General features: G+C 68.7%; 22 protein-coding genes. 10 read left to right on the forward strand and 12 right to left on the reverse strand.

Features of this window, described 5'->3' with window-relative positions:
* Positions 1–42 precede the first annotated feature (42 nt).
* Genes ABT313_RS29780 through nagA form a run of 6 tightly spaced genes read left to right on the forward strand, consistent with a single transcriptional unit; the run spans position 43 to position 6,983 of the window.
* On the forward strand, positions 43–1,260 hold the full coding sequence (locus ABT313_RS29780) for an ROK family transcriptional regulator (protein ID WP_350860657.1): 1,218 nt from the start codon (positions 43–45) through the stop codon (positions 1,258–1,260).
* 11 nt (positions 1,261–1,271) lie between these two features.
* The gene (locus tag ABT313_RS29785) at positions 1,272–2,564 is read left to right on the forward strand and encodes an extracellular solute-binding protein (RefSeq protein WP_350860659.1); all 1,293 of its coding nucleotides are present in this window, start codon (positions 1,272–1,274) and stop codon (positions 2,562–2,564) included.
* Positions 2,565–2,570: 6 nt separating this feature from the next.
* Complete coding sequence (locus ABT313_RS29790) at positions 2,571–3,551, forward strand: carbohydrate ABC transporter permease (RefSeq protein ID WP_350860661.1); 981 nt, start codon at positions 2,571–2,573, stop codon at positions 3,549–3,551.
* Complete coding sequence (locus ABT313_RS29795; protein WP_350860663.1) at positions 3,548–4,369, forward strand: carbohydrate ABC transporter permease; 822 nt, start codon at positions 3,548–3,550, stop codon at positions 4,367–4,369. Before ABT313_RS29790 ends, ABT313_RS29795 begins: the two co-directional genes overlap by 4 nt.
* A gap of 20 nt (positions 4,370–4,389) precedes the next feature.
* Complete coding sequence (locus tag ABT313_RS29800) at positions 4,390–5,859, forward strand: glycoside hydrolase family 3 protein (RefSeq protein WP_350860665.1); 1,470 nt, start codon at positions 4,390–4,392, stop codon at positions 5,857–5,859.
* A complete protein-coding gene (nagA, locus tag ABT313_RS29805) occupies positions 5,856–6,983 on the forward strand; it encodes an N-acetylglucosamine-6-phosphate deacetylase (protein WP_350860667.1) in 1,128 nt (375 codons plus the stop codon). The genes ABT313_RS29800 and nagA overlap by 4 nt, the downstream gene beginning before the upstream one ends.
* On the opposite strand, the gene ABT313_RS29810 is transcribed toward nagA, so the two are convergent.
* From ABT313_RS29810 to ABT313_RS29820, 3 genes are all read right to left on the reverse strand, one after another.
* Positions 6,976–7,212, reverse strand: coding sequence for a hypothetical protein (locus ABT313_RS29810; RefSeq protein ID WP_350860669.1), 237 nt, complete (start codon positions 7,210–7,212; stop codon positions 6,976–6,978). The genes nagA and ABT313_RS29810 overlap by 8 nt on opposite strands.
* The gene (gene cimA / locus ABT313_RS29815; RefSeq protein ID WP_350860671.1) at positions 7,209–8,798 is read right to left on the reverse strand and encodes a citramalate synthase; all 1,590 of its coding nucleotides are present in this window, start codon (positions 8,796–8,798) and stop codon (positions 7,209–7,211) included. Before cimA ends, ABT313_RS29810 begins: the two co-directional genes overlap by 4 nt.
* 241 nt (positions 8,799–9,039) lie before the next feature.
* Positions 9,040–9,438 carry a hypothetical protein gene (locus ABT313_RS29820; protein ID WP_350860673.1) on the reverse strand — a complete coding sequence of 133 codons (399 nt, stop codon included), beginning with the start codon at positions 9,436–9,438 and terminating at the stop codon, positions 9,040–9,042.
* A 107-nt stretch (positions 9,439–9,545) separates the two neighbouring features.
* Here ABT313_RS29820 and ABT313_RS29825 point away from each other — a divergent pair, with 107 nt between their 5' ends.
* Positions 9,546–10,037: a hypothetical protein gene (locus ABT313_RS29825; RefSeq protein ID WP_350860675.1), complete on the forward strand. Its 492-nt coding sequence runs from the start codon at positions 9,546–9,548 to the stop codon at positions 10,035–10,037.
* A 53-nt stretch (positions 10,038–10,090) separates the two neighbouring features.
* Here the strand turns inward: ABT313_RS29825 and ABT313_RS29830 are convergent, their stop codons facing one another.
* The 3 genes from ABT313_RS29830 to ABT313_RS29840 form a co-directional block, all read right to left on the reverse strand.
* Positions 10,091–11,179: a branched-chain amino acid aminotransferase gene (locus ABT313_RS29830; RefSeq protein ID WP_350860677.1), complete on the reverse strand. Its 1,089-nt coding sequence runs from the start codon at positions 11,177–11,179 to the stop codon at positions 10,091–10,093.
* Between the two features lie 80 nt (positions 11,180–11,259).
* A complete protein-coding gene (locus ABT313_RS29835; RefSeq protein WP_350860679.1) occupies positions 11,260–12,309 on the reverse strand; it encodes a 3-isopropylmalate dehydrogenase in 1,050 nt (349 codons plus the stop codon).
* Entirely contained in the window at positions 12,306–12,461 is a 156-nt protein-coding gene (locus ABT313_RS29840; RefSeq protein ID WP_350860681.1) for a hypothetical protein, read from the reverse strand. The genes ABT313_RS29835 and ABT313_RS29840 overlap by 4 nt, the downstream gene beginning before the upstream one ends.
* Before the next feature lie 146 nt (positions 12,462–12,607).
* Here ABT313_RS29840 and ABT313_RS29845 point away from each other — a divergent pair, with 146 nt between their 5' ends.
* A complete protein-coding gene (locus ABT313_RS29845) occupies positions 12,608–13,174 on the forward strand; it encodes an O-methyltransferase (RefSeq protein ID WP_134111478.1) in 567 nt (188 codons plus the stop codon).
* 113 nt (positions 13,175–13,287) lie between these two features.
* Here ABT313_RS29845 and serA read toward each other — a convergent pair whose 3' ends face one another.
* The 6 genes from serA to ilvD all read right to left on the reverse strand — a co-directional run bounded on the left by serA (position 13,288) and on the right by ilvD (position 21,734).
* Positions 13,288–14,895 (reverse strand): phosphoglycerate dehydrogenase, encoded by a 1,608-nt coding sequence (gene serA, locus ABT313_RS29850; protein ID WP_350860683.1) that lies wholly within the window; start codon positions 14,893–14,895, stop codon positions 13,288–13,290.
* A 127-nt stretch (positions 14,896–15,022) separates the two neighbouring features.
* Positions 15,023–16,210, reverse strand: a complete 1,188-nt coding sequence (locus tag ABT313_RS29855) for a S1 family peptidase (protein WP_350860685.1) — start codon at positions 16,208–16,210, stop codon at positions 15,023–15,025.
* A gap of 115 nt (positions 16,211–16,325) precedes the next feature.
* Positions 16,326–17,345 carry a ketol-acid reductoisomerase gene (gene ilvC / locus ABT313_RS29860; protein WP_350861337.1) on the reverse strand — a complete coding sequence of 340 codons (1,020 nt, stop codon included), beginning with the start codon at positions 17,343–17,345 and terminating at the stop codon, positions 16,326–16,328.
* 27 nt (positions 17,346–17,372) lie between these two features.
* Positions 17,373–18,029, reverse strand: coding sequence for an acetolactate synthase small subunit (ilvN, locus tag ABT313_RS29865; RefSeq protein WP_502884035.1), 657 nt, complete (start codon positions 18,027–18,029; stop codon positions 17,373–17,375).
* Positions 18,030–19,781 carry an acetolactate synthase large subunit gene (locus tag ABT313_RS29870; RefSeq protein WP_350860687.1) on the reverse strand — a complete coding sequence of 584 codons (1,752 nt, stop codon included), beginning with the start codon at positions 19,779–19,781 and terminating at the stop codon, positions 18,030–18,032.
* A 285-nt stretch (positions 19,782–20,066) separates the two neighbouring features.
* A complete protein-coding gene (ilvD, locus tag ABT313_RS29875; protein ID WP_350860689.1) occupies positions 20,067–21,734 on the reverse strand; it encodes a dihydroxy-acid dehydratase in 1,668 nt (555 codons plus the stop codon).
* Positions 21,735–21,858: 124 nt separating this feature from the next.
* Here ilvD and ABT313_RS29880 point away from each other — a divergent pair, with 124 nt between their 5' ends.
* Positions 21,859–22,380, forward strand: a complete 522-nt coding sequence (locus ABT313_RS29880; protein ID WP_350860690.1) for a CHAP domain-containing protein — start codon at positions 21,859–21,861, stop codon at positions 22,378–22,380.
* A gap of 40 nt (positions 22,381–22,420) precedes the next feature.
* Positions 22,421–23,158: a class I SAM-dependent methyltransferase gene (locus ABT313_RS29885; protein ID WP_350860691.1), complete on the forward strand. Its 738-nt coding sequence runs from the start codon at positions 22,421–22,423 to the stop codon at positions 23,156–23,158.
* Positions 23,159–23,170 lie beyond the last annotated feature (12 nt).

The following is a 23,170-nucleotide window of genomic DNA, read 5'->3' on the forward strand; positions in this document are numbered from 1 at the left end:
TATTGTATGCAACTCAGCTAATTCTATTCACCGTGAGAATAAATGACGAAGCTGGTACGAGGCGGCACCCGTCCCGCGAACCGCGGTGCGGTCATCGCCGCCCTCCTGTCCGGACCCGAGAGCGACCGCAAACAGCTGGTCGAGCGGACCGGCCTGAGCTGGGCGACCGTCGCCCGGATCGTGGACGACCTGCTCGGCGACGGCCTGGTGCTCGAGCAACGCAAGATCGTCCGCGAGGGCCGCGGCCGCCAGGCCACCGCGCTCGGGTTCAACCCGCGGGCCGGCCTGGTCTGCGGGATCGACCTCGGCGGCAGCAACTGCCGGATGGTGGTTGCCGACGGCATCGGTTCGGCGGTCGTCCGGTGCCGGGACCGGACCCCGCGCACCCTCGACGCGCCGCAGCTCGCCCGCTGGATCGCCACCCGGGTCCGCGACCTGGTCGAGCGGTACGGCGACGGCGTACCGCTCACGTCCGTGGCGATCGGGCTGCCCGGTGTGGTTGCCTCCAGCAAGGACCGGGTGGTCGGCTCGGTCAACCTCCCGCAGATCCTCGGGACGACGTTCGCCGACGCGCTCCGCGCCGAGCTCGGCGTGCCGACGATCCTCGACAACGACTCGAACCTCGCCCTGCTCGGTGAGCTGCACTACGGCGCCTCACCGCAGGACGAGACCGTGGTCCTGCTCAGCCTCGGCACCGGCCTCGGCTCGGCGGTCGCGGTCAACCGGCAAGTGCTCGCCGGACCCGAGGGACTGCTCGGCGAGTTCGGCCGGCTCCGTCTGCCCGGCCGACCGGAGCGTCTCCGCGATCTGCTCTCCGGCGCCGGCCTGCTCGCGCTGGCCGCGGCGGCCGGGCATCAACTGGACTCGGCGGACGAAGTGTTCGCCGATCCGAAGCGGTTCGGCGCGCTCCTCGACGACATCCACGAGGCGCTGCTGCACCTGGTCTCTATCGTCGCGCTCGCCTACGAGCCCACCACAGTGGTCTTCACCGGCGGATTCTCCGGCGCGTTCAGCGACACCGTGCTGAAGTCCGCCGCCGAATCGACCTTCGAGACCGTCGGCGTCCGCAGCAACCTGCAACGCTCCGCCCTCGGCGACAACGGCGGTCTGCTCGGCGCCATGGCCGCCGCGCTCAGCGGCTATTACAGCTCGATCGGCGTGGCCCGCGACCAGGTCGCCTCGATCACGACGTCCACCCCCGGGGTCGCGGCTCAGCTGGACGGCTGCGCTGTCGACCCATCTACCGCTCCCATGAGATAAGGGGAACTGGCATGAAGCCCTGGAAGACCTTGGCTCTGCTCGCATCGCTGTCGCTCAGCCTGGCCGCCTGCGGCGGTTCCGGCCCGGGCAACAAGGCCGCGCCCACGAACAAACTGACGGTCTGGATGATGACCGGCGGTCCCGGTGACAACAAGATCATCGGCGACGTCACCAAGCAGTTCAACCAGAAGCACCCCGACGTGAAGGTGACCGTCGAGGTCCAGCAGTGGGACAACATCGTCACGAAGCTGACCACGGCGCTCGCCTCCGACAACCCGCCCGACATCGTCGAGATGGGCAACACCCAGACCCCGATGCTGACCGCCTCCGGCGCACTGGCCGAGCTCACCGACAAGAAGGGTGAGTTCGAGTCGTCCGACCAGTGGCTGGCCGGCCTGGCCGGACCGTCGACGTACCAGGACAAGCTCTACGCCACTCCCCTGTACGGCGGGACCAAGGTCGTCATGTACAGCAAGAAGATGTTCGCCGCCGCGGGCATCGCCAAGCCGCCGGCCACCGTCGACGACCTGATCGCGGACTGCGGGAAGCTCGCCAAGGCGCACACGGCGACGCCGAACTTCTCCGCGTTCTACATGCCCGGCCAGTACTGGTTCGCCGGGATGCCGTTCCTGTTCGGCAAGGGCGGAACCATCGCCACCAGCACGGACAACAAGTGGACCGCGCAGATGAGCAGCCCGGAGAACCAGGCCGGCCTGGCCGAGTGGAAGAAGTTCCAGAACGGCTGCTCGACCCCGTCATCGATCGGTGCCAACACCGACAGCCCCGACCAGGACCAGATCTTCGCCGACCAGAAGGCGGCGATGATCTACGTCAAGGCGTGGGAACCGGGCGCGGTCGCCGAGAAGAACGCCAAGGCCGCGGCGGACGCCGGGTACTTCATCATGCCCGGCTACGAGGCGGGCAAGCCGCTGCCGGTGATCGTGGCCGGCTCGACGATCGGTATCGCCCAGAACAGCCCGAACAAGGACATGGCCGTCGACTGGCTGAAGATCATCACCGGCAAGGCGTTCCAGCAGACGATGACCCGGACCATCCACCAGCTCCCCGTCGTGGCCGCGTTCCTGCCGACGGGCAACGTTCCCGAGGTGCTGAAGCTCGGCGCGCAGGCAGCCACTGTCAGCCAGGCGCTGCCGTCCACGCCGGGCGAGGCGACGCTGGAGACCGAGAGCTACAACGAGCAGTTCTTCTCGAAGATCGCCAAGGGCGCGGATATCGCCGGCGCCGCGAAGGACTACGACAAACACGCGACCGAGGCCTTCAACGCCCAGTCCGGACAGCGCTGACGGCCGATGACCTCGCTCACCCAGGCCCCGGGCACAACACCGGACACAACACCGGTCACGCCGCCGCGCACCGATCAGGCGGTGCGCGGGAACCGGCTTGCGCGGTTCACGCCGTACGGCTTGATCGGGCCGGCACTGGTCGCGTTCGCGGCCGTGCTCGGCTATCCGATCGTGCGGCTGATCTGGCTGTCGCTGCAGGACTTCGGGCCGCGGTCGCTGTTCACCGGCGAGGCGCCGTTCGTCGGGCTGGACAACTTCACCCGGGTGCTCGGCGACAGCGACTTCTGGTTCACGCTGCTGCGCACCCTGATCGTCAGCGTCGCCTGCGTGAGCAGCCTGATGGTGATCGGCTTCCTGCTGGCATCGCTGCTGATGCAGGTGTCGGCGTGGGCGCGGGTGATGCTGTCGGTCTGCCTGGTGCTGGTCTGGGCGATGCCGATGGTGTCGGCCACGATGATCTGGCGGTGGTTGTTCGAGCCGCAGTACGGCGTTCTGAACTGGGTGATCACGCAGCTCAAGGTGTTCGGGGACTTCTCGGCCCACGACTGGTTCTCGTCGCCGAGTCAGGCGTTGTTCCTGATCATCGCGCTGATCGTCTGGAAGGGCCTGCCGTTCGTGGCGCTCACGCTGTACGCCGCGATGGGCCAGATCCCGGGTGATCTGTACGAAGCGGCCGCGCTGGACGGCGCCGGGCGGTGGAACGTGGCGCGGCACGTCACGATGCCGATCCTCGCGCCGGTTCTCGCCGTACTCGTTCTGCTCGAAGTGATCTGGTCGGTCAACTCGTTCACGCCGATCTGGGTGCTGACACAAGGCGGTCCCGACGGCGGTACGACGACGCTCGGCGTCTACTCGTACCTCGAGGCGTTCACCCGCAACGACTACAGCGGCGGCGCGGCGATCGCGATCATCACGGTGCTGCTGCTCGCCGTTCTGTCCGTCCTGTACGTACGCCGCCTGTTCGCGCAGGACGAGGTGATCGCATGAGGAGGAAGCGCGCGGTCCCGAACACGATCGCCGTACTGGTCTCGCTGGTGGTGATCTTCCCCGTCTACTGGATGTTCGCGACCGCGCTGAAGCAGCCGGGCAAGATCCTCTCGGCGACACCCGAGTTCGTCCCGTGGCCGTTGAGCCTCGACAACTTCCGTACGGCGCTCACGCACGGGCCGTTCCTGCACTACGTCCGCAACTCGCTGCTGGTCTCGGTGTCGACCGTGCTGATCGCGTTGGTCGTTGCCCTGGGCGCCTCGATCGCGCTGGCGCGGTTCCGGTTCGTCGGCCGGCGGGCGTTCCTCGTCGGGCTGGTGCTGGTGCAGATGGTGCCCGGCTCGGCGATGGTGATCCCGCTGTACCTGATGCTGCGATCGGTCGGCGCGATCGACTTCGTCCCCGGACTGATCGTCACCTACATGACGTTCGTCCTGCCGTTCACGATCTGGACCTTGCGCGGGTTCGTCGCCGGGATCCCGCTCGAACTCGAAGAGGCCGCGATGGTCGACGGCTGCGGCCGGTTCGGCGCGTTCTGGCACATCCAGCTCCCGCTGCTCGCGCCGGGCATCGTCGCCACCTCGATCTTCGCCTTCATCAGCGCGTGGGACGACTACCTGTTCGCCTACGTGTTCCTGAAATCCCAGCACAACTACACGCTGCCGGTCTGGCTGGTCTCCTTCCAGACCTCCGACGGTATCGACAACGGCGCCACGATCGCGGCGTCGGCGATCTTCTCGCTCCCGGTGCTGATCGTCTTCCTGCTGATCCAGCGCCGGCTGGTCGGCGGGATGACGGCCGGCGCGGTCAAAGGCTGACATCTCTCCTGGAGGACTTAGTGAACGCAGAGCTCAATCGCCTGGCGCACGGTGTGTTGTTCCCGGCGCTCGGCCGGCCGACGGTGCCGAACTGGGTCCCGGCCCGGATCGAGGCCGGCCTCGGCGGCTTCGTGATCTTCGGCAAGGACATCGTCGACGGGCCGCAGTTCCAGGACTTGGCGGCGCAGCTGCACGGCCTGCGCGACCACGTGCTGCTCTCGATCGACGAGGAGGGCGGCGACGTCAGCCGGCTGGCGAGCCTCGGCGGCTTCTCGATGCCCGGCAACCGCGCGCTCGGTGAGCTGAACGACGTCGAGCTGACGCGGCAGGCGGCGTACCAGATCGGGCTTTCGCTGGTCGAGGCCGGTATCGACTGGGATCTCGCGCCGGCGGTCGACACGGCCGTCAATCCGCTCAGCCCGAACGGGATTCGCTGCTTCGGCGCGGACCGTTCGCTCGTCAGCCGGCATACGGCTGCTTGGGTCGAGGGGTTGCAGGCGGCTGGGGTGAGTGCGTGCGCCAAGCATTACCCCGGGCACGGTCTCAGCGGCACCGATGCTCACCTTGCGACACCGCTCGTCGACGTTTCGCGGGAGGAGTTGCTGGCGAGCTACCTCGATCCGTTCCGGGCGGCGATCGAGGCCGGCGTCGACAGCATCATGGTGTCGCACGACCTCGTGCCGCAGGTGGACGACGTGCCGGCGACGATCAGCAAGGTGCTGCTGACCGACATCCTGCGCGGGGAGCTCGGGTACGACGGGGTGGTGATCACCGACGCGCTCGAGATGTACGGGATCGCGGACGTGGCGCCGCTGCCGGAGGCCGCCGTACGGGCGATCGAGGCCGGGGCCGACGCGCTGTGTCTGGGATCGTGGGCGTTCCTGGACGACGTGGATGTGGCAGCCGCTGCTCTGGTCGAGGCGGTCGAGAGTGGACGGTTGCCGTTGGAGCGGCTGGAGAGTGCGAACGAGCGGCTGGCTCGACTCGGGACGCGGGCCAAGGCGGATGTGGCGGAGCGGGACAACGAGCTGGGGTCGCGGTTGGCCGAGCAGGTTGTCGTGACGCACGGGGATCCGCGGGTGCGGAGTGACGCCGTACTGATCATCCGGCTGGAGCCGACGCACTCGCCTGCTGCCGGGTCGTCGGGGTGGGGTGTGGAGGAGTTGCTGCGCGACGCCGGGAAGGTTGTCGAGAGCATCGGGTTGTCGGGGCAGACGTACAACGGGCCGGGGATGGCGCGGGCCGGGGTGGGCGAGTTCCGCTCGCAGTACGGCGCCGACAGCCAGGTGATCCTGCTGGTCCGTGGCGCGCATCGCTTCGACTGGCAGGAGAAACTGATCGGCGAACTGCAGACCCAGCATCCCGACATGATCGTCGTCGACATGGGCCTCCCCGGCGTCGACTACTCCGGCTTCGCCGGCTGGCTCCAAACCTTCGGCAGCGCCCGAGTCTGCGCGCAAGCAGCCGCCGCCCACCTACTCGCCCCGTGACCACCTTCGTCAACGCACACCTCTGCACACCAGAGCCGGTCCACGGCTGGCTCCGGGTCGAGCACGGCCGCATAGTCGCCCTAGGCCCCGGCACACCACCAGAAACCCCCGCCGGTCCGGCGGGGGTTGATGTTGGGGGGCGGTGGGTGGTGCCGGGGTTTGTGGATACGCATTGTCATGGGGGTGGTGGAGCGGCGCTTTACTCGGGTGAGCCGGATGATGTGCTTCGGGCCGCACGTAGTCATCTGGAGCATGGGACGACCAGCCTGGTGGCTTCGGTGGCGACCATGCGGCTGGATCGGATGGTTCGGGCTGCGGAAGCGATTGTTGCGGCGGGAGCGCCCAACATCCGCGGGATTCACTTCGAGGGGCCGTTTCTGTCGGAGCGGCGGCGCGGGGCTCAGACGGCGGATGCGTTGCTCAGGCCTGATGAGGGAGTGTTCGAGGAACTGATCGCAGCTGCCGGCGGGCTCGCGATGGCTATGACGATTGCGCCTGAGTTGCCGGGGGCGATCGAGCTGATCGAGCGGCACGGGGGTGAGATCACGTTTGCCGTCGGGCATACCGACGATGACGGGACCTGGACGCGGCGCGCTTTCGACGCGGGCGCGCGTACGGCGACCCACCTGTTCAACGCGATGCCCGCGATGACCCACCGTCAACCCGGACCGGTCGGGGTAGCCCTGACGGACGACCGTGTCGCGTGTGAACTGATTGCCGACGGCATCCACCTGTCACCGGAGGCGCTGACCGTCGCGACCCGTACGGCGGGACTCGACCGCTCGATCCTCGTCACCGACGCGATGGCGGCGACCGGGCTCGGCGACGGCGAGTACTCGTTCGCCGACCGTCACGTCCACGTCCACGACCGCGTCGCCACCCTGCGCGGCACGGACACGCTGGCCGGCTCGGTCCACTTCCTCGCCGACGCGCTGGCAACTGCCGTACGCGTCCTCGGCGTACCACTCCCCCAGGCCGTCCAGCTGGTGGCGAGCAACGCAGCCCGCCACTACGGCTGGCAGGACCGCGGGACGCTTGCCGTTGGCAACGTCGCCGACCTGGTCCTGCTCTCGCCCGACCTGACCGTGGATGCGGTCTACCTGGCCGGCACCCAGGTCAGCTGATCGCGACCTCGAGCACCCCGATCACCTTCTCGAGTCGCGCCGCGACCCGGCCGGCGTCAAACCCGTTGCCCTCTACAACGATCCGCAGCTCGCCCCGGTCCAGCGACAGCTCGAGCTCACGGACGTCGTACGGATTCAGCAGTACGGCGATCCGCGCGAGCATCCCGCCCGTCTCGACCACCTCGGCAGTGAACACCGTCGTCGTACGCTCAACGGCAAGCAGGCTCATCGCGCGACCTCCTTGTGGCGCAGCAGACCGAAAGTGACACCGTCGACCAGCGCCTCCCAGGAGGCCTCGACGATGTTGTGCCCGACCCCGACCGTCACCCACGAGCCCTCGCCGTCCGCGGTCTCGATCAGAACTCTGATAACGGCATCCGTGCCGTGTCCCGAGTCGAGGATGCGGACCTTGTAGTCGACCAGCTCGAACTTGTTCACCACCGGGTACGCGCGCTCGATCGCGGTCCGCAGCGCATGATCCAGCGCGTTCACCGGACCGTTGCCCTCGCCGGTGACGATCTCCCGCTCGCCGCCCGCGACCAGCTTCACCGTCGACTCCGACACCGCCTCGCCGTCGGCCCGCGACTCGGTGATCACCCGCCACGACTCGACGTCGAAGAACGACGCCCGCTTCCCGGTCACCTCTTCGGTCAGCAGCAGCGAGAACGACGCGTCCGCGGCCTCGAACGTGTAGCCGCGCGACTCCATCTCCTTCACCCGTTCGGTGACCCGGCTGACCACGTCGCGGTCGTTACCGAGGTCGAACCCGAGCTCGCGGCCCTTCAGCTCGACACTCGCCCGGCCGGCCATCTCCGACACCAGCATCCGCATGTCGTTGCCGACCAGCGCCGGATCCGTGTGCTGGTAGAGATCCGGGTCCACCTTGATCGCGCTGGCATGCAGGCCCGCCTTGTGGGCGAACGCGGACAGGCCCACGTACGGCTGCCGGGTCGACGGCGGCACGTTCGTGACTTCGGCGATCGCGTGCGCGATCCGGAACGACTCGGCCAGGTTCCCCGGCGGCAGCAGTTCGTGCTGACGCTTCAGCTCGAGGTTCGCGACGATCGCCAGCAGGTCGGCGTTACCGGTGCGCTCGCCGTACCCGTTGATCGTGCCCTGGACGTGCGTGACGCCGGCCTCGACGGCGGCGATCGAGTTCGCCACCGCGCAGCCGGCGTCGTTGTGACAGTGGATGCCGAGCCGGGCCCCGGTCGAATCCAGGACATCGCGTACGACGTCCTGCAACTCCCGCGGCAGGGTCCCGCCGTTGGTGTCGCAGAGCGCGACCACGTCCGCCCCGGCCTCGACGGCTACCCGGACCACTTCCAGTGCGTACGCGCGGTTGGCGCGGTACCCGTCGAAGAAGTGCTCGGTGTCGAGGAAGACCCGCTGACCGTGCTCGCGAAGATGCCTGACGGTGTCGGCGACCATCCGCAGGTTCTCGTCGAGCGTCGTCCGCAGTGCCCGCTCGACGTGCGCATCGTGGCTCTTGGCAACGAGTGTGACGACGCCGGCGCCGGACTCGCGCAGCGCGGCGACCTGCGGGTCGTCGGCGGCCGCGGTGTCGGGCTTGCGGGTCGCGCCGAAGGCCGCGAACGTCGCGTGCTTCAGGTGCAGCTCGGTCTTGGCGCGCTCGAAGAACTCGGTGTCCTTGGGCACCGCACCCGGCCACCCGCCCTCGATGAAGCCGACCCCCAGCTCGTCCAGGTACTGCGCGATCACGATCTTGTCGGCCACGGACAGCGCCAGCCCCTCCTGCTGCGCGCCATCGCGAAGAGTCGTGTCGTAGACGTGGAAATCGTCCGAGATGCTCATGGGGGTCGGCCTTCCGAGAAGGAGGGGTTGGGCAAACAAAAAACCTCCCGCAAGGTGCGAGAGGTCTGCGCGCTCGGGTACAGCTTGGCGAGCGCGCCTAGGTAATAATGCCCTGGTAGTTCTTCATGACGTTTTGCAGTCTGCCACACAATGTCCGAACGATGACGTAACTGTCTCGCATCACGAACATTCAGTACTCCGGCGGGTACTGGAGTTCAGGCCGCCAGTTCATGCGGTCAGTTCATGCCGTCAGGGACCAGCCCGGGTCGTCCCACGCGGTATAGAAGTCTTCGCGTGACAAAGGCCGCAATCCCCACTCCTCGCGGTCGAGCGCCCGGTCGGTGAGCATGCCCTCGTCGTCCTCGAGCCGCTGCCACCAGTACCGCGTGACCTCGCCGTCCTCACCGGAGCCGAGCTGGCGGATCACGACCCACTCACGCTCGTGCCACACCGCCTCGTACAGCCAGTCGGTCCCGTGGTCGTCGACCACCGCGCCGTACGTCCGCGGGGCCGTGCCGCGGTCCAGGTCCCGGATCAGCTCGACGGTGGAGCGGATCGCGGCGGTGGTCTGCGCCGACCAGCCGCGGCGTACGGCGAGCTCGGCGTAGTAGGCCTCGACGTCGTCCGGGAAGCTGCTCATGCCGCCAGACCCTACCCAACCTGCCTGTCCGGCAGCGACCGCCGGTCCGACCCTCAGACCTGAAAAGATCCTGTGAAACGACCGCTGGAGCGAAGGAGATCATCGCAGTGAGCGAGCCAGGCGACCAGGCTGCCGGGGCCGACCTGAACGTCCTGAAGGCTCCGCTGCCGTCGCGGCACGAGCAGGACCGCTTCCGTCAGCTGCGGTACCAACTGCTCGGGTACGCGACCGCGCTCGGGGTGCTGATCACGTTGACGCCGACCTGGCTGATCCGCGAGTACAGCCGCGGCTACCTGCAGCTGCACAGCGGGTTCGGCATGATGCGCGAGGCCCGGATTCTCGGCAGCGCCGCCAACTGGCTGTTCATCCTGTACCTCGTGGTGTGCCTGGTCGCGCTGGCCGCGCCGGCGACCATCGCCGCCTTCGCCTGTGCGTACGCCGGGCTCGTGGACACGGTCGTGATCGTGCTGCTGAAGCCGGGTGGGGACGAGGGCACCGACATCGGCTGGACCGGCGCGCCGTTCCTCGCGATCGGGCTGTGGCTCGTCCTCGCGGTCGTCAACCACGTCGGCTGGTACGACCTCAACCGCCGGGGATGACGAACGGCCCGGCGGATGACGTCGTACCAGCCGGGCCGTTCGAAAAGGGTGGATCAGGAGATGCGGGTCATCCAGCCGTGCGGGTCGGCCGCGCGGCCGTACTGCACGTCGAGGAGCGCGCTGCGGACGGCTGCCGTGACCGGGCCGCCGTTGCCGTCGCCGATCTGGACCTCGCCGTCCTTCCACTTCAGCGAGGCGACCGGGGTGATCACCGCGGCTGTGCCGCAGGCGAAGACCTCGCGGATCTTGCCGGCGGCCGCGCCCTCGCGCCACTCGTCGACCGAGACCTTCCGCTCGGTGACGGTGTGGCCGAGGTCGGTGACGAGCTTCAGGATCGAGTCCCGGGTGACGCCCTCGAGGATCGTGCCGGACAGCTCCGGCGTCACCACCGAGTTGTCGTCGAGGACGAAGTACAGGTTCATCCCGCCGAGCTCTTCGACCCACTTCTTCTCGACCGCGTCGAGGAACGCGACCTGGTCGCAGCCTTCCTCGATCGCCTCGGCCTGGGCCAGCAGCGAGGACGCGTAGTTGCCGCCGGTCTTCGCCGCGCCGGTGCCGCCGGGGGCCGCTCGCGTGTACTCCTCGCTCAGCCAGATCCGGACCGGCTTCACGCCCTTGGCGAAGTACGAGCCGGCCGGCGACGCGATCAGGCAGTAGGTCACGTGGCTGGACGGCCGGACGCCGAGGAACGGGTCGGAGCCGAACATGAACGGGCGCAGGTACAGCGAGGTCTCGCCGCCGCCCGGCACCCAGGCCTTGTCGAGCTCGACCAGCTTGGACAGCGAGTCGAGGAAGACGTCGGTCGGCAGCTCCGGCAGCGCCAGGCGCTTCGCGGACCGCTGGAACCGGGCCGCGTTGGCCTCGGGGCGGAACAGGTGGATCGAGTCGTCGGGATGCCGGTAGGCCTTCATCCCTTCGAAGATGGTCTGGGCGTAGTGGAACACCGCGGTCGCGGGAGACAGCTCCAGCGGTCCGAAGGCGGTGATCCGCGCGTCGTGCCAGCCCTTCTCGGCCGTCCAGGTGGCGATCGCCATGTGGTCGGAGAAGTACTGCCCGAATCCCGGGTTCGCCAGGATCTGGGCGCGCTGGTCGTCGCCGGCCAAGTGGGTGTTCGGCTCAACGGTGAACTCTAAGGCGCTCATAGCCGCACCGTACCTCTCGACCAACTGGTCATGCGAGCGTCGGCCCCGGCCACGGCGGGAGCCTGACCTGCCGGCACCGGTCAGCCCGCCGCGCGCTTGGCGATGGCATCGCCGATCTCGGCGGTGGTCCGCGCGGCGCCGGTGCGCTCCTCGATGTCCGAGGTGACGGCCGCCTCGATCGCGGCCGCGGCTTCGGTCAGACCGAGGTGGTCGAGGAGGAGGGCCGCCGAGAGGATTGCCGCAGTGGGGTCGGCCTTCTGCTGGCCGGCGATGTCCGGGGCGGAGCCGTGTACGGGCTCGAACATGCTCGGGGCGGTCCGGTCCGGGTTGATGTTGCCGCTCGCGGCCAGCCCGATGCCGCCGCTGATCGCGGCCGCCAGGTCGGTGATGATGTCGCCGAACAGGTTGTCGGTGACGATCACGTCGAAGCGGGCCGGGTCGGTGACCAGGAAGATCGTCGCCGCGTCCACGTGCAGGTAGTCGACCGTGATCTCCGGGAACTCCTGGGCGACCTTGTCGACGGTGCGCTTCCACAGGTGGCCGGCGTGCACGAGCACGTTGTTCTTGTGTACCAGCGTGAGCTTCTTCCGCGGCCGCGCCTGGGCCCGGGCGAACGCGTCGCGGACGACCCGCTCGACGCCGTACGCCGTGTTGACCGAGACCTCGGTGGCGATCTCGGCCGGCGTACCGACCCGGAGCGCACCGCCGTTGCCGACGTACGGACCCTCGGTGCCCTCGCGGACGACAACGAAGTCGACGTCGCCCGGGTTCGCCAGCGGGGAGCCGACGGACGGGTAGATCTTCGAGGGGCGCAGGTTCACGTAGTGGTCGAGGGTGAAGCGGAGCTTGAGCAGCAGACCGCGCTCGAGGACGCCGGACGGAACGCTCGGGTCGCCGACCGCACCGAGCAGGATCGCGTCGTGCTTGCGAATCTCCTCGAGCTCGGCGTCCGGCAGCGTCTCACCGGTGGCGTGCCAGCGCTTCGCGCCGAGATCGTACTCGGTCCGCTCGAACGTCACGCCGTGCTGCGCGGCCACCGCGTCGAGGACCTTGAGCGCCTCGGTGGTGACCTCCGGTCCGATCCCGTCACCGGGAACGACGGCCAGCGTGAAGTTCTTTTTCTCGCTCACTTCTTGGGTTCTCCCCCATTGTCACGGCGGTTCATGGCCTCTTGGACAGCCTTGACCTCGTCACCGGCCGGGCGGGCGGTACGGCGACGCCGGGCCGCCTTCCGCTCCCGGGCGTCGATCGCGGGCCAGTTGGCTGGATACATGTCGTACATGCTGCTGCTCCCAAATATGTCGTGGGCGGCAGGATGCGCACGAATTTACTCGCACGTCCGACTATTTCACCACTATGCGGGCAGCTTGTCCCGGAATGTGAGATCCCAGTGCTGGTTCTGGGCCGGACCTGTGCAACTCTCAGCCGGTGAGTGCTCCTCCAGAACTGCCGCCGCTGGTGTCGGCGGCCCTCAGCCTGTCCGGCCGGCGCGGATTCGTCAGCTCCACGCGCAACGAGACCGGCCGGCTGCTCGCCGCGCTCGCCGCCTCGAAGACCGGCCTGCTCGGTGAGCTCGGGACGGGCTGCGGCGTCGGCTCGGCCTGGTTGCGCAGCGGCGCCGGGGAGTCGACGAACATCGTCACCGCGGAGAGCGATCCGCAGCTGGCGCAGGCGGTCGCGGAGCTGTTCGCCGCCGACGAGCGGATCGAGGTCGTCTCGGCCGACTGGACGGCACTGATCGAGCGCGGGCCGTTCGCCCTGCTGTTCGTGGACGCGCGCGAGGCCAAGCTCTCGGCCCGCGACGTGATCGCGGACGTGGTCGAGCCCGGCGGCTTCGTCGTACTGGACGACTTCACGCCGTCGGCGGTGTGGCCGCCGATGTACGAGGGGCGCGTCGACACGCTCCGGCAGGAATGGCTGATGGACAAGCGCTTCACGACCGTCGAGGTGATGGTCGCGCCGGACGCCGCCGTACTGCTTGCCACTCGGCACTGAGAACCAGGCACCAGGAACTAGAGCGGGCCCGGGCTATTGAGCCCGGGCCCTTGCCGGCCGCCATGCGCCTGCGGGCGGCTGGCCGTCTCCAGTAAATCAGTCGTTCGTGTGACTCAGGCCTCGAGGTCCACGGTGCGGGCCGTGTCGGCCTGGACCGCGGCGGCGATGTCGTCGAGGACGTTCGGGGCGATCTTCGAGTCGACCGACAGCGCGACCAGGGCCTTGCCGCCCTTGCGGTCGCGGCTGACCTGCATACCGGCGATGTTCACGTCGGCGTCGCCGAGGATGCGGCCGATCTGCCCGACGATGCCCGGCCGGTCCTCGTAGGTGAGGAAGGCCAGGTGGGCGGCCAGCTCGACCTCGAGGTCGAACCCGTCGATCTCGACCAGCCGCTCCGACTGCCGGACGCCGACCAGCGTGCCGGACACCGAGACCTGGGCACCGTCGGCGAGCGTGCCGCGCAGCGTGATCAGGTTGCGGTGCTCGGGGCTGTCGTGGTCGGTGACGAGCCGGACCTCGAGGCCCCGCTCGGCCGCCAGCAGCGGCGCGTTCACGTACGAGACGTTGTCCTCGACGACATCCGCGAAGACGCCCTTCAGCGCGGCGAGCTCCAGCACCTTGACGTCGTACTGCGTGATCTCGCCGCGGACCTCGACGTCGAGCTGCTGCGCGACGCCGCCGGCCAGCGCGGTGAAGATCCGGCCGAGCTTCTCGGTCAGGCCGATGCCCGGGCGGACGTCCTCGGCGATCACGCCGCCCTGGACGTTGACCGCGTCCGGGACCAGCTCGCCCGACAGCGCCAGCCGGACCGACTTCGCGACCGCGATACCGGCCTTCTCCTGCGCCTCGTCGGTGGACGCGCCGAGGTGCGGGGTGACGACGACGTTCTCGAACTCGAACAGCGGCGAGTCCGTGCACGGCTCGGACGCGAACACGTCCAGGCCGGCGCCGGCGACCCGGCCCTCCTTGAGCGCGCTGTACAGCGCCTGCTCGTCGACGATGCCGCCGCGGGCCGCGTTCACGATGATGACCTCGGGCTTGACCTTGTGCAGCTGCTCGTCGCCGATCAGGCCGATGGTCTCCGGGGTCTTCGGCAGGTGCACCGAGATGAAGTCACTGGTCGCCAGCAGCTCGTCCAGGGTGGCGAGCCGGACGCCCATCTGCGCGGCCCGGCCGGCCTGCACGTACGGGTCGTAGGCGATCACGTTCATGCCGAAGGCGGCCAGCCGCTGCGCGACCAGGACGCCGATCTTGCCGAGGCCGACGATGCCGACGGTCTTCTCGAACAGCTCGACGCCGGAGTACTTGCTGCGCTTCCACTCGCCCTTCTTCAGCGACTCGTTCGCGGCCGCGACTCGCCGCGCGGAGGCGAGCAGCAGGGCGACGGCGAGCTCGGCGGCGCTGGTGATGTTGGAGGTCGGCGCGTTGACGACCATCACGCCCGCCTGGGTGGCGGCCTTCACGTCCACGTTGTCGAGGCCGACGCCGGCGCGGGCGACGACCTTCAGCTTCTTCGCGGCGGCGAGCGCCTCGGCGTCCACCTTGGTGGCGCTGCGGATCAGGATGGCGTCGACGTCGGCGATGGCCGGGATCAGCTCGGCGCGGTCGGCGCCGTTCGCGTGCCGGATCTCGAAGTCGGGGCCGAGAGCCTCGACGGTGGCCGGGCTGAGCTCTTCGGCGATCAGGACGACGGGCCGGGTTACGTCAGTCAGGGAAGACATGGAGGAATCTCCTGCAGAAGCGGTAGGGGCTCATGATGAACAGAGCACCGCGCTGTGCCCGCTGACCCGATGGTACCGCGTCCACACCCGGGCCCTGTGGAGGGCCCGGATAACGGTCAGTCACGGGTCAGTCGGTGTCGCAACTGACCGCGTCCGCCATCGGCACGGTCCGGTCGATCAGCAGCTTGCCGCCCACCCGGACCAGCTGGAAGCGCACGTCGAGCCGGTTGCAGTTCTGGCCGCCCGCGCCGGTCGCGGTCGGCGCGAACAGGATGTCGTACGACATCCGGGCGTACGAGCCGTCCGGGGCCACGTCGGTGATCTTCGGGTTGAAGAAGTACGACGTGCGGTGGTTGTGCAGGTCCTTGGCCTCGGTCATGCCCTCGGCGAACCGCGCGGAGTACAGCGACTGCAGCGAGCGGAAGTCCTGCTGGTTCTCCAGCGTGACGTAGTTGCCGAACAGTTGCTGCACCTCCACGTTCAAGGGTGTCCCGGCGACCTGCAGCGCGGGAACGACCGCGGCCTGCGGACCGCGCGACTGGTCGCAACTCCCGGCCGTCGCGACGGTCACGCCCGACGGCGAGACGGCGACGTACCCCCGGAGGTTCTCGAGTGGGACGATCGCGCTTGCCTGAACCGTGGCGCCGGTGACGAGCCCGATCAGGCTGCCGGACTTGTCGACGACCGGGCCGCCGAGCTTGGCGGTGTTCATGACCTCGCTCAAGGCCCTCGGGTCGGCCGTCGAGCCGATCTCGTTGATCGTCTGCTTGCCCGCGGCGGTGTAACCGATCAGGGCCCGCTGTGCCTTCGGGTCGGGGTCGGCCGCGGCGACCTGCATCGGCGTACCGGCCAGGCCGATCGACTGCAGTACGGCGACACCGTCGGCAGTGGTGCCGAGCAGGTTGGCCCGGCGGATCCGGCCGTCCTGGGTGACGATCACGATCGACCTCGGGTTGGCCACCGCCGACGCCGCGGTCAGGACCCGGCCGTTGTCGATCAGTACGCCGGATGCCTCGCCGGTCGAGCCGCACGTCGTCGCCAGCACCCGGACCACGGCCGGACCGGCCGACTTCAGCACCTCGTCGGTGTTGATCCCCAGCCGACGCTCATGGACGAACCAGCCCGCACCGGCGCCGCCGGCGGCGATTACCAGGAGGGCGATGAAGCCGGCCAGGATTCGGCCGAAGATCCATGGGCGGCGGGGTGGCGGTTGTGGGGCGGTGAGCCGGCTGGGGACCTCGAGTTGGGTCAGCGAGCCGGCGTTCGCGGGGATACGCCGAGGCGGGCGCGGCAGCCCGTTCCTGCCGTCCTCCACCGCCGGTCACCTCCCCCCGCACTCCCTTGCCCGAGCCCCTTCCGTCACACATTGTGTCAAAAGAAGGGGCCCGGACCATCCACCTGGACGGTCCGGGCCTCTCTGATCCTGCCGGTCAGCGGGCGGACGTGCCCTCGACGTAGTCGTCGTCGTGGGACTTGACCCACGCCATCAGGCCACGCAGTTCCTTGCCGACCGCCTCGATCGGGTGCGACTCGCTCTGCTTGCGGAACTCGGCGAACTCCGGCGCGCCGGCGTCCTGGTCGGCGATGAAGCGGGCCGCAAAGGTGCCGTCGGTGATGTCGCCGAGGACCTCCTTCATCCGCTGCTTCACCGACGCGTCGATGATCCGCGGGCCGGACACGTAGTCGCCGTACTCGGCGGTGTCGGAGACCGACCAGCGCTGCTTGGCGATACCGCCTTCGTAGATCAGGTCGACGATCAGCTTGAGCTCGTGCAGGCACTCGAAGTACGCGACCTCGGGCTGGTAGCCGGCCTCGGTCAGTACCTCGAAGCCGTTCTGGATCAGCGCGGACACGCCACCGCAGAGGACGGCCTGCTCACCGAACAGGTCGGTCTCGGTCTCCTCGGTGAAGGTGGTCTTGATACCGCCGGCCCGCAGACCGCCGATGCCCTTCGCGTACGACAGCGCCAGGTCCCACGCCTTGCCGGTCGCGTCCTGCTCGACCGCTACCAGCACGGGTACGCCGCGACCCTCGGAGTACTCGCGACGAACCAGGTGTCCGGGACCCTTGGGGGCGACCATGAACACGTCCACGCCCGCCGGCGGCTTGATGTAACCGAACCGGATGTTGAAGCCGTGACCGAAGACGAGCGCGTCGCCATCGACCAGGTTCGGCTCGATCGCCTCGGCGTACAGCTTGCGCTGCGCGGGGTCCGGCGCCAGCACGACGATCACGTCGGCCTCTTCACACGCCTCGGCCGGAGTGAGCACCCGCAGGCCCTGGGCCTCGGCCTTGGCCCGGCTCTTCGAGCCCTCCGGCAGACCGACCCGGACGTCGACGCCGGAGTCGCGCAGCGAGAGCGCGTGGGCGTGGCCCTGGGAGCCGTAGCCGAGGACGGCCACGTGGCGGCCCTGGATCACCGACAGGTCGGCGTTGTCGTCGTAGAACATTTCAGCTGCCACTTGCGGCACTTCTCCTTAGTTTTGATTCGGTACGGCGGCGGCGGTCCGGCCTGGCGGCGGGCCCGGCACCGGGTGGTTCGCGTGGTTCGGGTGGCTCGCGCGTTCGGCGGGTCGTGCCTGCACGGTCGGCGGACCGGACTGGACGTGCGGCGGAGGCACCGGGACCGGCCGCAGCGTGCGGTCGGAGATGGAGCGGCTGCCCCGGCCGATCGCCACCATGCCGGACTGCACCAGCTCGCGGACGCCGAAGGGTTCCAGCACCCGGAGCATGGCTTCGAGTTTCTCGGGATTGCCGGTCGCCTCGATCGTGATCGCGTCCGGTGCCACGTCCACCACCTTCGCACGGAACAGCTGGACGGTCTCCAGCACCTGTCCGCGGGTCAGGGTGTCCGCCTTGACCTTCACCAGCAGCAGTTCACGCTGAACCGTCTGGCTGGGCTCGAGCTCGACGATCTTGATCACGTTCACCAGCTTGTTCAGCTGCTTGGTGATCTGCTCCAAAGGCTGCTCGTCCACGCTGACCGCGATGGTCATCCGGGAAACCTCGGGGTGCTCGGTCGGACCGACCGCGAGCGAATCGATGTTGAAGCCCCGCCGCGAGATCAACGCGGCCACCCGGGCCAGCACACCGTGCTTGTTCTCCACCAGGATCGACAATGTGTGCTTGGACATCTACAGCTCCTCCCCGTCCCACTTCGGCGCCATGTCGCGGGCGATCTGGATGTCGTCGTTGCTGGTGCCGGCCGCGACCATCGGCCACACCATCGCGTCGCGGTGCACGACGAAGTCCACGACGACCGGCTGGTCGGTGACCGACATCGCCTTGTCGATGGTGGCGTCGACGGAGTCCTTGTCCGAGCAGCGCAGCCCGACGCCGCCCATCGCCTCGGCCAGCTTGGCGAAGTCAGGGATCCGGGCCGAATGCAGGTCGGTGTTCGAGTACCGCTTGTCGTAGAACAGCGTCTGCCACTGCCGGACCATGCCCAGCGACTGGTTGTTGATCACGGCAACCTTGATCGGGATGCCCTCGAGCGCGCAGGTGACGAGCTCCTGGTTGGTCATCTGGAAGCAGCCGTCGCCGTCGATCGCCCACACGGTCTTGTCCGGACGCGCGACCTTGGCGCCCATCGCGGCCGGTACGGCGTACCCCATCGTGCCGAGGCCGCCGGAGTTCAGCCAGTGGCGGGGCTTCTCGAACGGCAGGTAGTGCGCGGACCACATCTGGTGCTGGCCGACGCCTGCGGTGTACACGGCGTCCGGTCCGGCGATCTTGCCGATCCGCTCGATCACGTACTGCGGAGAGAGCGTGCCGTCCTCGGGCTCGTCGTACGCCACCGGGTACTTCGCGCGGACCGCTTCCAGCTGTCCGCGCCAGGCGTCGTACGACGGGGTGCGGCCGGTGCTCGCGATCTCGGTCCGCAGCGCCGCGATCAGGTCGGTGATGACCTCCTTGCAGTCACCCACGATCGGGACGTCGGCGGCGCGGTTCTTGCCGATCTCGGCCGGGTCGATGTCGGCGTGGATGACCTTCGCCTCGGGGGCGAACGAGTCGAGCTTGCCGGTCACCCGGTCGTCGAACCGGGCGCCCAGCGTGATCAGCAGGTCGGAGCGCTGCAGTGCGCCGACCGCGGACACCGAGCCGTGCATACCGGGCATCCCGAAGTGCAGCTCGTGGGTGTCCGGCAGCGCGCCGCGGGCCATCAGCGTGGTGACCACGGGGATGCCGAGCAGCTCGGCGAGCTCCTTCAGCTCGGCGCTGGCCTGGGCGCGGATCACGCCGCCTCCGACGTACAGCACCGGCTTCTCGGCCGCGGCGATCAGGCGGGCCGCCTCACGCACCTGCTTGGGGTGCGGGCGGGTCACCGGCCGGTAGCCGGGCAGCGCGAGCTCGGTCGGCCACTGGAAGTCGACGCCGGTGGTCTGCATCGCGTCCTTGGTCACGTCGACCAGCACCGGGCCGGGCCGGCCGGTCGAGGCGATGTGGAATGCCTCCGCGATCGTGGTGGCGATCTCGCTCGGGTCGGTGACCAGGAAGTTGTGCTTGGTGATCGGCATCGTGATGCCGCGGATGTCCGCCTCCTGGAAGGCGTCCGTGCCGATCGCGGCACCGGCCACCTGACCGGTGATCGCGACCATCGGCACCGAGTCCATGTACGCGTCGGCGATCGGCGTCACCAGGTTGGTCGCGCCCGGGCCCGAGGTCGCCATACACACGCCGGTCTTGCCCGACGCGGCGGCGTACCCCTGGGCGGCGTGGCCGGCGCCCTGCTCGTGACGTACCAGGATGTGGCGGATCTGGGTCGAGTCGAGCATCGGGTCGTACGCCGGGAGGATCGCGCCACCCGGGATGCCGAAGACGGTGTCGACCCCGGCATGTTCCAGTGCGCGGATCAGAGCCTGTGCCCCGGTCAGCTGCTCACTCATGAGTGCCTTCCCTCAGTCCTGTCACGATGGTTGTACTTTTCGCGACCGATCCATCCTCGCTTGTGGCTGTCGACGCTGCGCTTCCGGGTCTCGGATAGTCGCATTGGCAACAAAAAACCCCTTCGGCCGGGTTGGCTGAAGGGGCGCGCTCGACTCGGTGGTCGCGTCAGTCGGCGCGCCGCACAAGTACGAGGAGAATCGATCGCATGTAGGCATTATTCGCCCGCGGACCGCGACCGGGTCAAGTTGGGCACCTCGGTGTCTCATATCCTGATACGGCCGTCCCTAGATGCAGACAGCTCCCTCCGACGCGGACCGGACCAGCCGGGTGTACTTCCCGAGCACGCCCTTGGTGATCGCCGGGGCGTTCGGGGTCCAGCCCTCCTTGCGGCGCTCGAGTTCCGCGGCGTCGACGTGCAGGTCGAGGGTGCGGTTCGCGACATCCAGGGTGATCCGGTCACCGTCGCGGACGAACGCGATCGGCCCGCCGTCGACGGCCTCGGGCGCGACGTGGCCGACGCAGAGCCCCGTCGTACCGCCGGAGAAGCGGCCGTCGGTGAGCAGCAGCACGTCCTTGCCGAGACCCGCGCCCTTGATCGCGCCGGTGACCGCGAGCATCTCGCGCATCCCCGGGCCGCCCTTCGGTCCTTCGTACCGGATCACGACGACATCGCCGGGGTTGAGATCCGGTACGGCGTCCATCGCGGCGCGCTCGCCGTCGAAGACCCGGGCGGTCCCTTCGAACACGTCGGAGTCGAAGCCGGCGCTCTTCACGACCGCGCCCTCGGGGGCGAGTGAGCCGTGCAGGATCGTGATGCCGCCGGTGTGGTGGATCGGCTTGTCGAGCGCGCGGATGATCGTGCCGTCGATGTCCGGCGGGGCGATGTCGGCGAGGTTCTCCGCCATCGTCTTGCCGGTCACGGACAGGCAGTCGCCGTGCAGCAGGCCGGCGTCGAGCAGCGCCCGCATCACGACCGGGATCCCGCCCACCCGGTCCACATCCGTCATGACGTACCTGCCGAACGGCTTCAGGTCGCCGAGGTGCGGGACCTTGGCGCCGACCCGGTTGAAGTCGGCCAGCGTCAGCTCGACCTCCGCCTCCCGGGCGATGGCCAGCAGGTGCAGGACAGCGTTGGTCGAACCGCCGAGAGCCATCACCACGGCGATCGCGTTCTCGAACGCTTCCTTGGTGAGGATCTGGCGGGCGGTGATGCCGTTGCGCAGCAGGCCGACAACGGCCTCTCCGGACTTGCGCGCATACCCGTCGCGACGACGGTCGACAGCCGGCGGAGCAGCTGAGCCCGGCAGCGACATACCGAGGGCTTCGGCGGACGCGGCCATCGTGTTCGCGGTGTACATGCCGCCACAGGCGCCTTCGCCCGGGCAGATCGCACGCTCGACCGCGTCGACCTCGTCGCGCGTGATCAGGCCGCGAACGCAGGCGCCGACCGCCTCGAACGCGTCGATGATCGTGACGTCCTTGTCGCCGAGCTTGCCTGGCATGATCGAACCGGCGTACAGGAACACGCTCGCCAGGTCGAGGCGCGCGGCGGCCATCAGCATGCCGGGCAGCGACTTGTCGCAGCCGGCCAGCAGCACCGAGCCGTCGAGCCGCTCGGCCTCCATCACGGTCTCGACCGAGTCCGCGATGATCTCCCGGCTGACCAGCGAGTAGTGCATACCGACGTGGCCCATCGAGATGCCGTCGGAGACGCTGATCGTGCCGAACTCGAGCGGATACCCGCCGGCCGCGTGGACGCCTTCCTTGACGGCCTTGGCGAGCCGGTCCAGGGACAGGTTGCACGGGGTGATCTCGTTCCAGCTGGAGGCGACCCCGACCTGCGGCTTGGCCCAGTCGTCGTCACCCATCCCGACCGCGCGGAGCATCCCGCGGCTGGCGGTGGCCTCCAGTCCGTCGGTCACTGTCCGGCTGCGGGGCTTCACATCGACCATGCGGCTCACTCTATGCCTTCGTAACTTAACAACGCTGTGATTGCATTGTGTTGTTAGTTAATTACATACTGACGTTGCTGGCCGCCTGGGGGAATGTGTCCCAACCATCGAACGGAGCAAGCTGATGCGCCCCACATTGCGACTCCTGCTGACCGCGGTTGTGCTGTCCCTGGTGGGTTCGCTGCCCCTGACCGCCACGGCGGCGGATACCCGGACGAAGATCGTGAACGCCGCCAACGGCGAGGTCGGGCAAGGCGAGACGCCGCCCGGCAGCAACTGCAATCCGTACGGCGCCTGCGAGTCCTGGTGCGCGCACTTCGCCACCTGGACCTGGCGCAAGGCCGGGAGCGACATCCCGAACTACGGCTTCACCGGTGATATCTACACCTGGGGCCAACGGAAGGGCCGCGCCCACTCCGGCAATACCGGCATGAAGCCCGGCGACATCGTGCTCTACGGCACCGGCCCGCAGAACACGAGCACCAGCCTGCACACCGGCGTGGTGGTTGCTACCGGCAACGGCAAGATCACCACGGTGGAAGGCAACTCGCACGACCAGGTCCAGAAGCTCGGCCCGTTCGACCCGAAACACGCGAAGAACGCCGGCCGCCCCGGCAACATCTACGGCTGGGTGTCCGCGGAATAGTCGAGTGCGATCCGGCCGCAATGTCTTTAGCATTCCGCGGGTGACCGACGATCCGTACGGCGACGAAGAACTGGTGGGGTTGTACGACCTCGACAACCCCGCCGGTGCGGACCACGCCTACTACCGTGCTCTGGCTGCCCGTGCTCGCAAAGTTCTGGACTTCGGTTGCGGCACGGGCCTGCTCACCCGCTCTCTCGTCGCGCCCGGCCGTGCGGTGATCGGCGTGGACCCGAGCCCCACGATGCTCGGGTACGCGCGCCGGCAGCCGGGCGCCGATGCGATCACCTGGATCGAAGGGGACTTCCGCGCCGTCGAGCAGACCGCCGACGCCGACCTCGTTGTCAGCACCGGCAACACGATCATGCACATCGGCAACCAGGCCGAGGTATTCACAGCACTCGCGGGCGCGTTAAGCCCAGGCGGCGTGATCAGCTTCGAGTCCCGCAACCCCGCGGCGCGCGCGTGGGAGCAGTGGACCCGCGAGTCGACGTACGGCGAACGCGACACACCCGTCGGGCACCTCGTCGAGTGGCTCGACCTGCTCGAAGTCGCCGACGGCCGGGTCGTGTTCGACGCCCACAACGTCTTCCCCGACGGCCACGACGCCGTCTACCGAAACACCCTCCACTTCCGCTCCCCCGAAGCCATCAGCACCGACCTGTCCGAGGCCGGCTTCACAGACATCACCGTGTCCGGCGGCTGGCACCAGGAACCGGTGACCGACGAGTCCCGCCTCCTCGTCTTCCACGCCACCAAACTTCCGGGCCACCAACCGTGACCGACCTACGCT

The organism is Kribbella sp. NPDC000426 (assembly GCF_040300265.1).
GTDB lineage: Bacteria > Actinomycetota > Actinomycetes > Propionibacteriales > Kribbellaceae > Kribbella.

What these genes read in the sequence shown, in the direction of transcription:
- ABT313_RS29780 (WP_350860657.1), top strand. Translation starts at nt 43, where the DNA reads ATGACGAAGCTGGTACGAGGCGGCACCCGTCCCGCGAACCGCGGTGCG.
- ABT313_RS29785 (WP_350860659.1), top strand. Translation starts at nt 1,272, where the DNA reads ATGAAGCCCTGGAAGACCTTGGCTCTGCTCGCATCGCTGTCGCTCAGC.
- ABT313_RS29790 (WP_350860661.1), top strand. Translation starts at nt 2,571, where the DNA reads ATGACCTCGCTCACCCAGGCCCCGGGCACAACACCGGACACAACACCG.
- ABT313_RS29795 (WP_350860663.1), top strand. Translation starts at nt 3,548, where the DNA reads ATGAGGAGGAAGCGCGCGGTCCCGAACACGATCGCCGTACTGGTCTCG.
- ABT313_RS29810 (WP_350860669.1), bottom strand. Translation starts at nt 7,212, where the DNA reads ATGAGCCTGCTTGCCGTTGAGCGTACGACGACGGTGTTCACTGCCGAG.
- cimA (WP_350860671.1), bottom strand. Translation starts at nt 8,798, where the DNA reads ATGAGCATCTCGGACGATTTCCACGTCTACGACACGACTCTTCGCGAT.
- ABT313_RS29820 (WP_350860673.1), bottom strand. Translation starts at nt 9,438, where the DNA reads ATGAGCAGCTTCCCGGACGACGTCGAGGCCTACTACGCCGAGCTCGCC.
- ABT313_RS29830 (WP_350860677.1), bottom strand. Translation starts at nt 11,179, where the DNA reads ATGAGCGCCTTAGAGTTCACCGTTGAGCCGAACACCCACTTGGCCGGC.
- ABT313_RS29840 (WP_350860681.1), bottom strand. Translation starts at nt 12,461, where the DNA reads ATGTACGACATGTATCCAGCCAACTGGCCCGCGATCGACGCCCGGGAG.
- serA (WP_350860683.1), bottom strand. Translation starts at nt 14,895, where the DNA reads ATGTCTTCCCTGACTGACGTAACCCGGCCCGTCGTCCTGATCGCCGAA.
- ilvC (WP_350861337.1), bottom strand. Translation starts at nt 17,345, where the DNA reads ATGTTCTACGACGACAACGCCGACCTGTCGGTGATCCAGGGCCGCCAC.
- ilvN (WP_502884035.1), bottom strand. Translation starts at nt 18,029, where the DNA reads ATGTCCAAGCACACATTGTCGATCCTGGTGGAGAACAAGCACGGTGTG.
- ABT313_RS29870 (WP_350860687.1), bottom strand. Translation starts at nt 19,781, where the DNA reads ATGAGTGAGCAGCTGACCGGGGCACAGGCTCTGATCCGCGCACTGGAA.
- ilvD (WP_350860689.1), bottom strand. Translation starts at nt 21,734, where the DNA reads ATGGTCGATGTGAAGCCCCGCAGCCGGACAGTGACCGACGGACTGGAG.
- ABT313_RS29880 (WP_350860690.1), top strand. Translation starts at nt 21,859, where the DNA reads ATGCGCCCCACATTGCGACTCCTGCTGACCGCGGTTGTGCTGTCCCTG.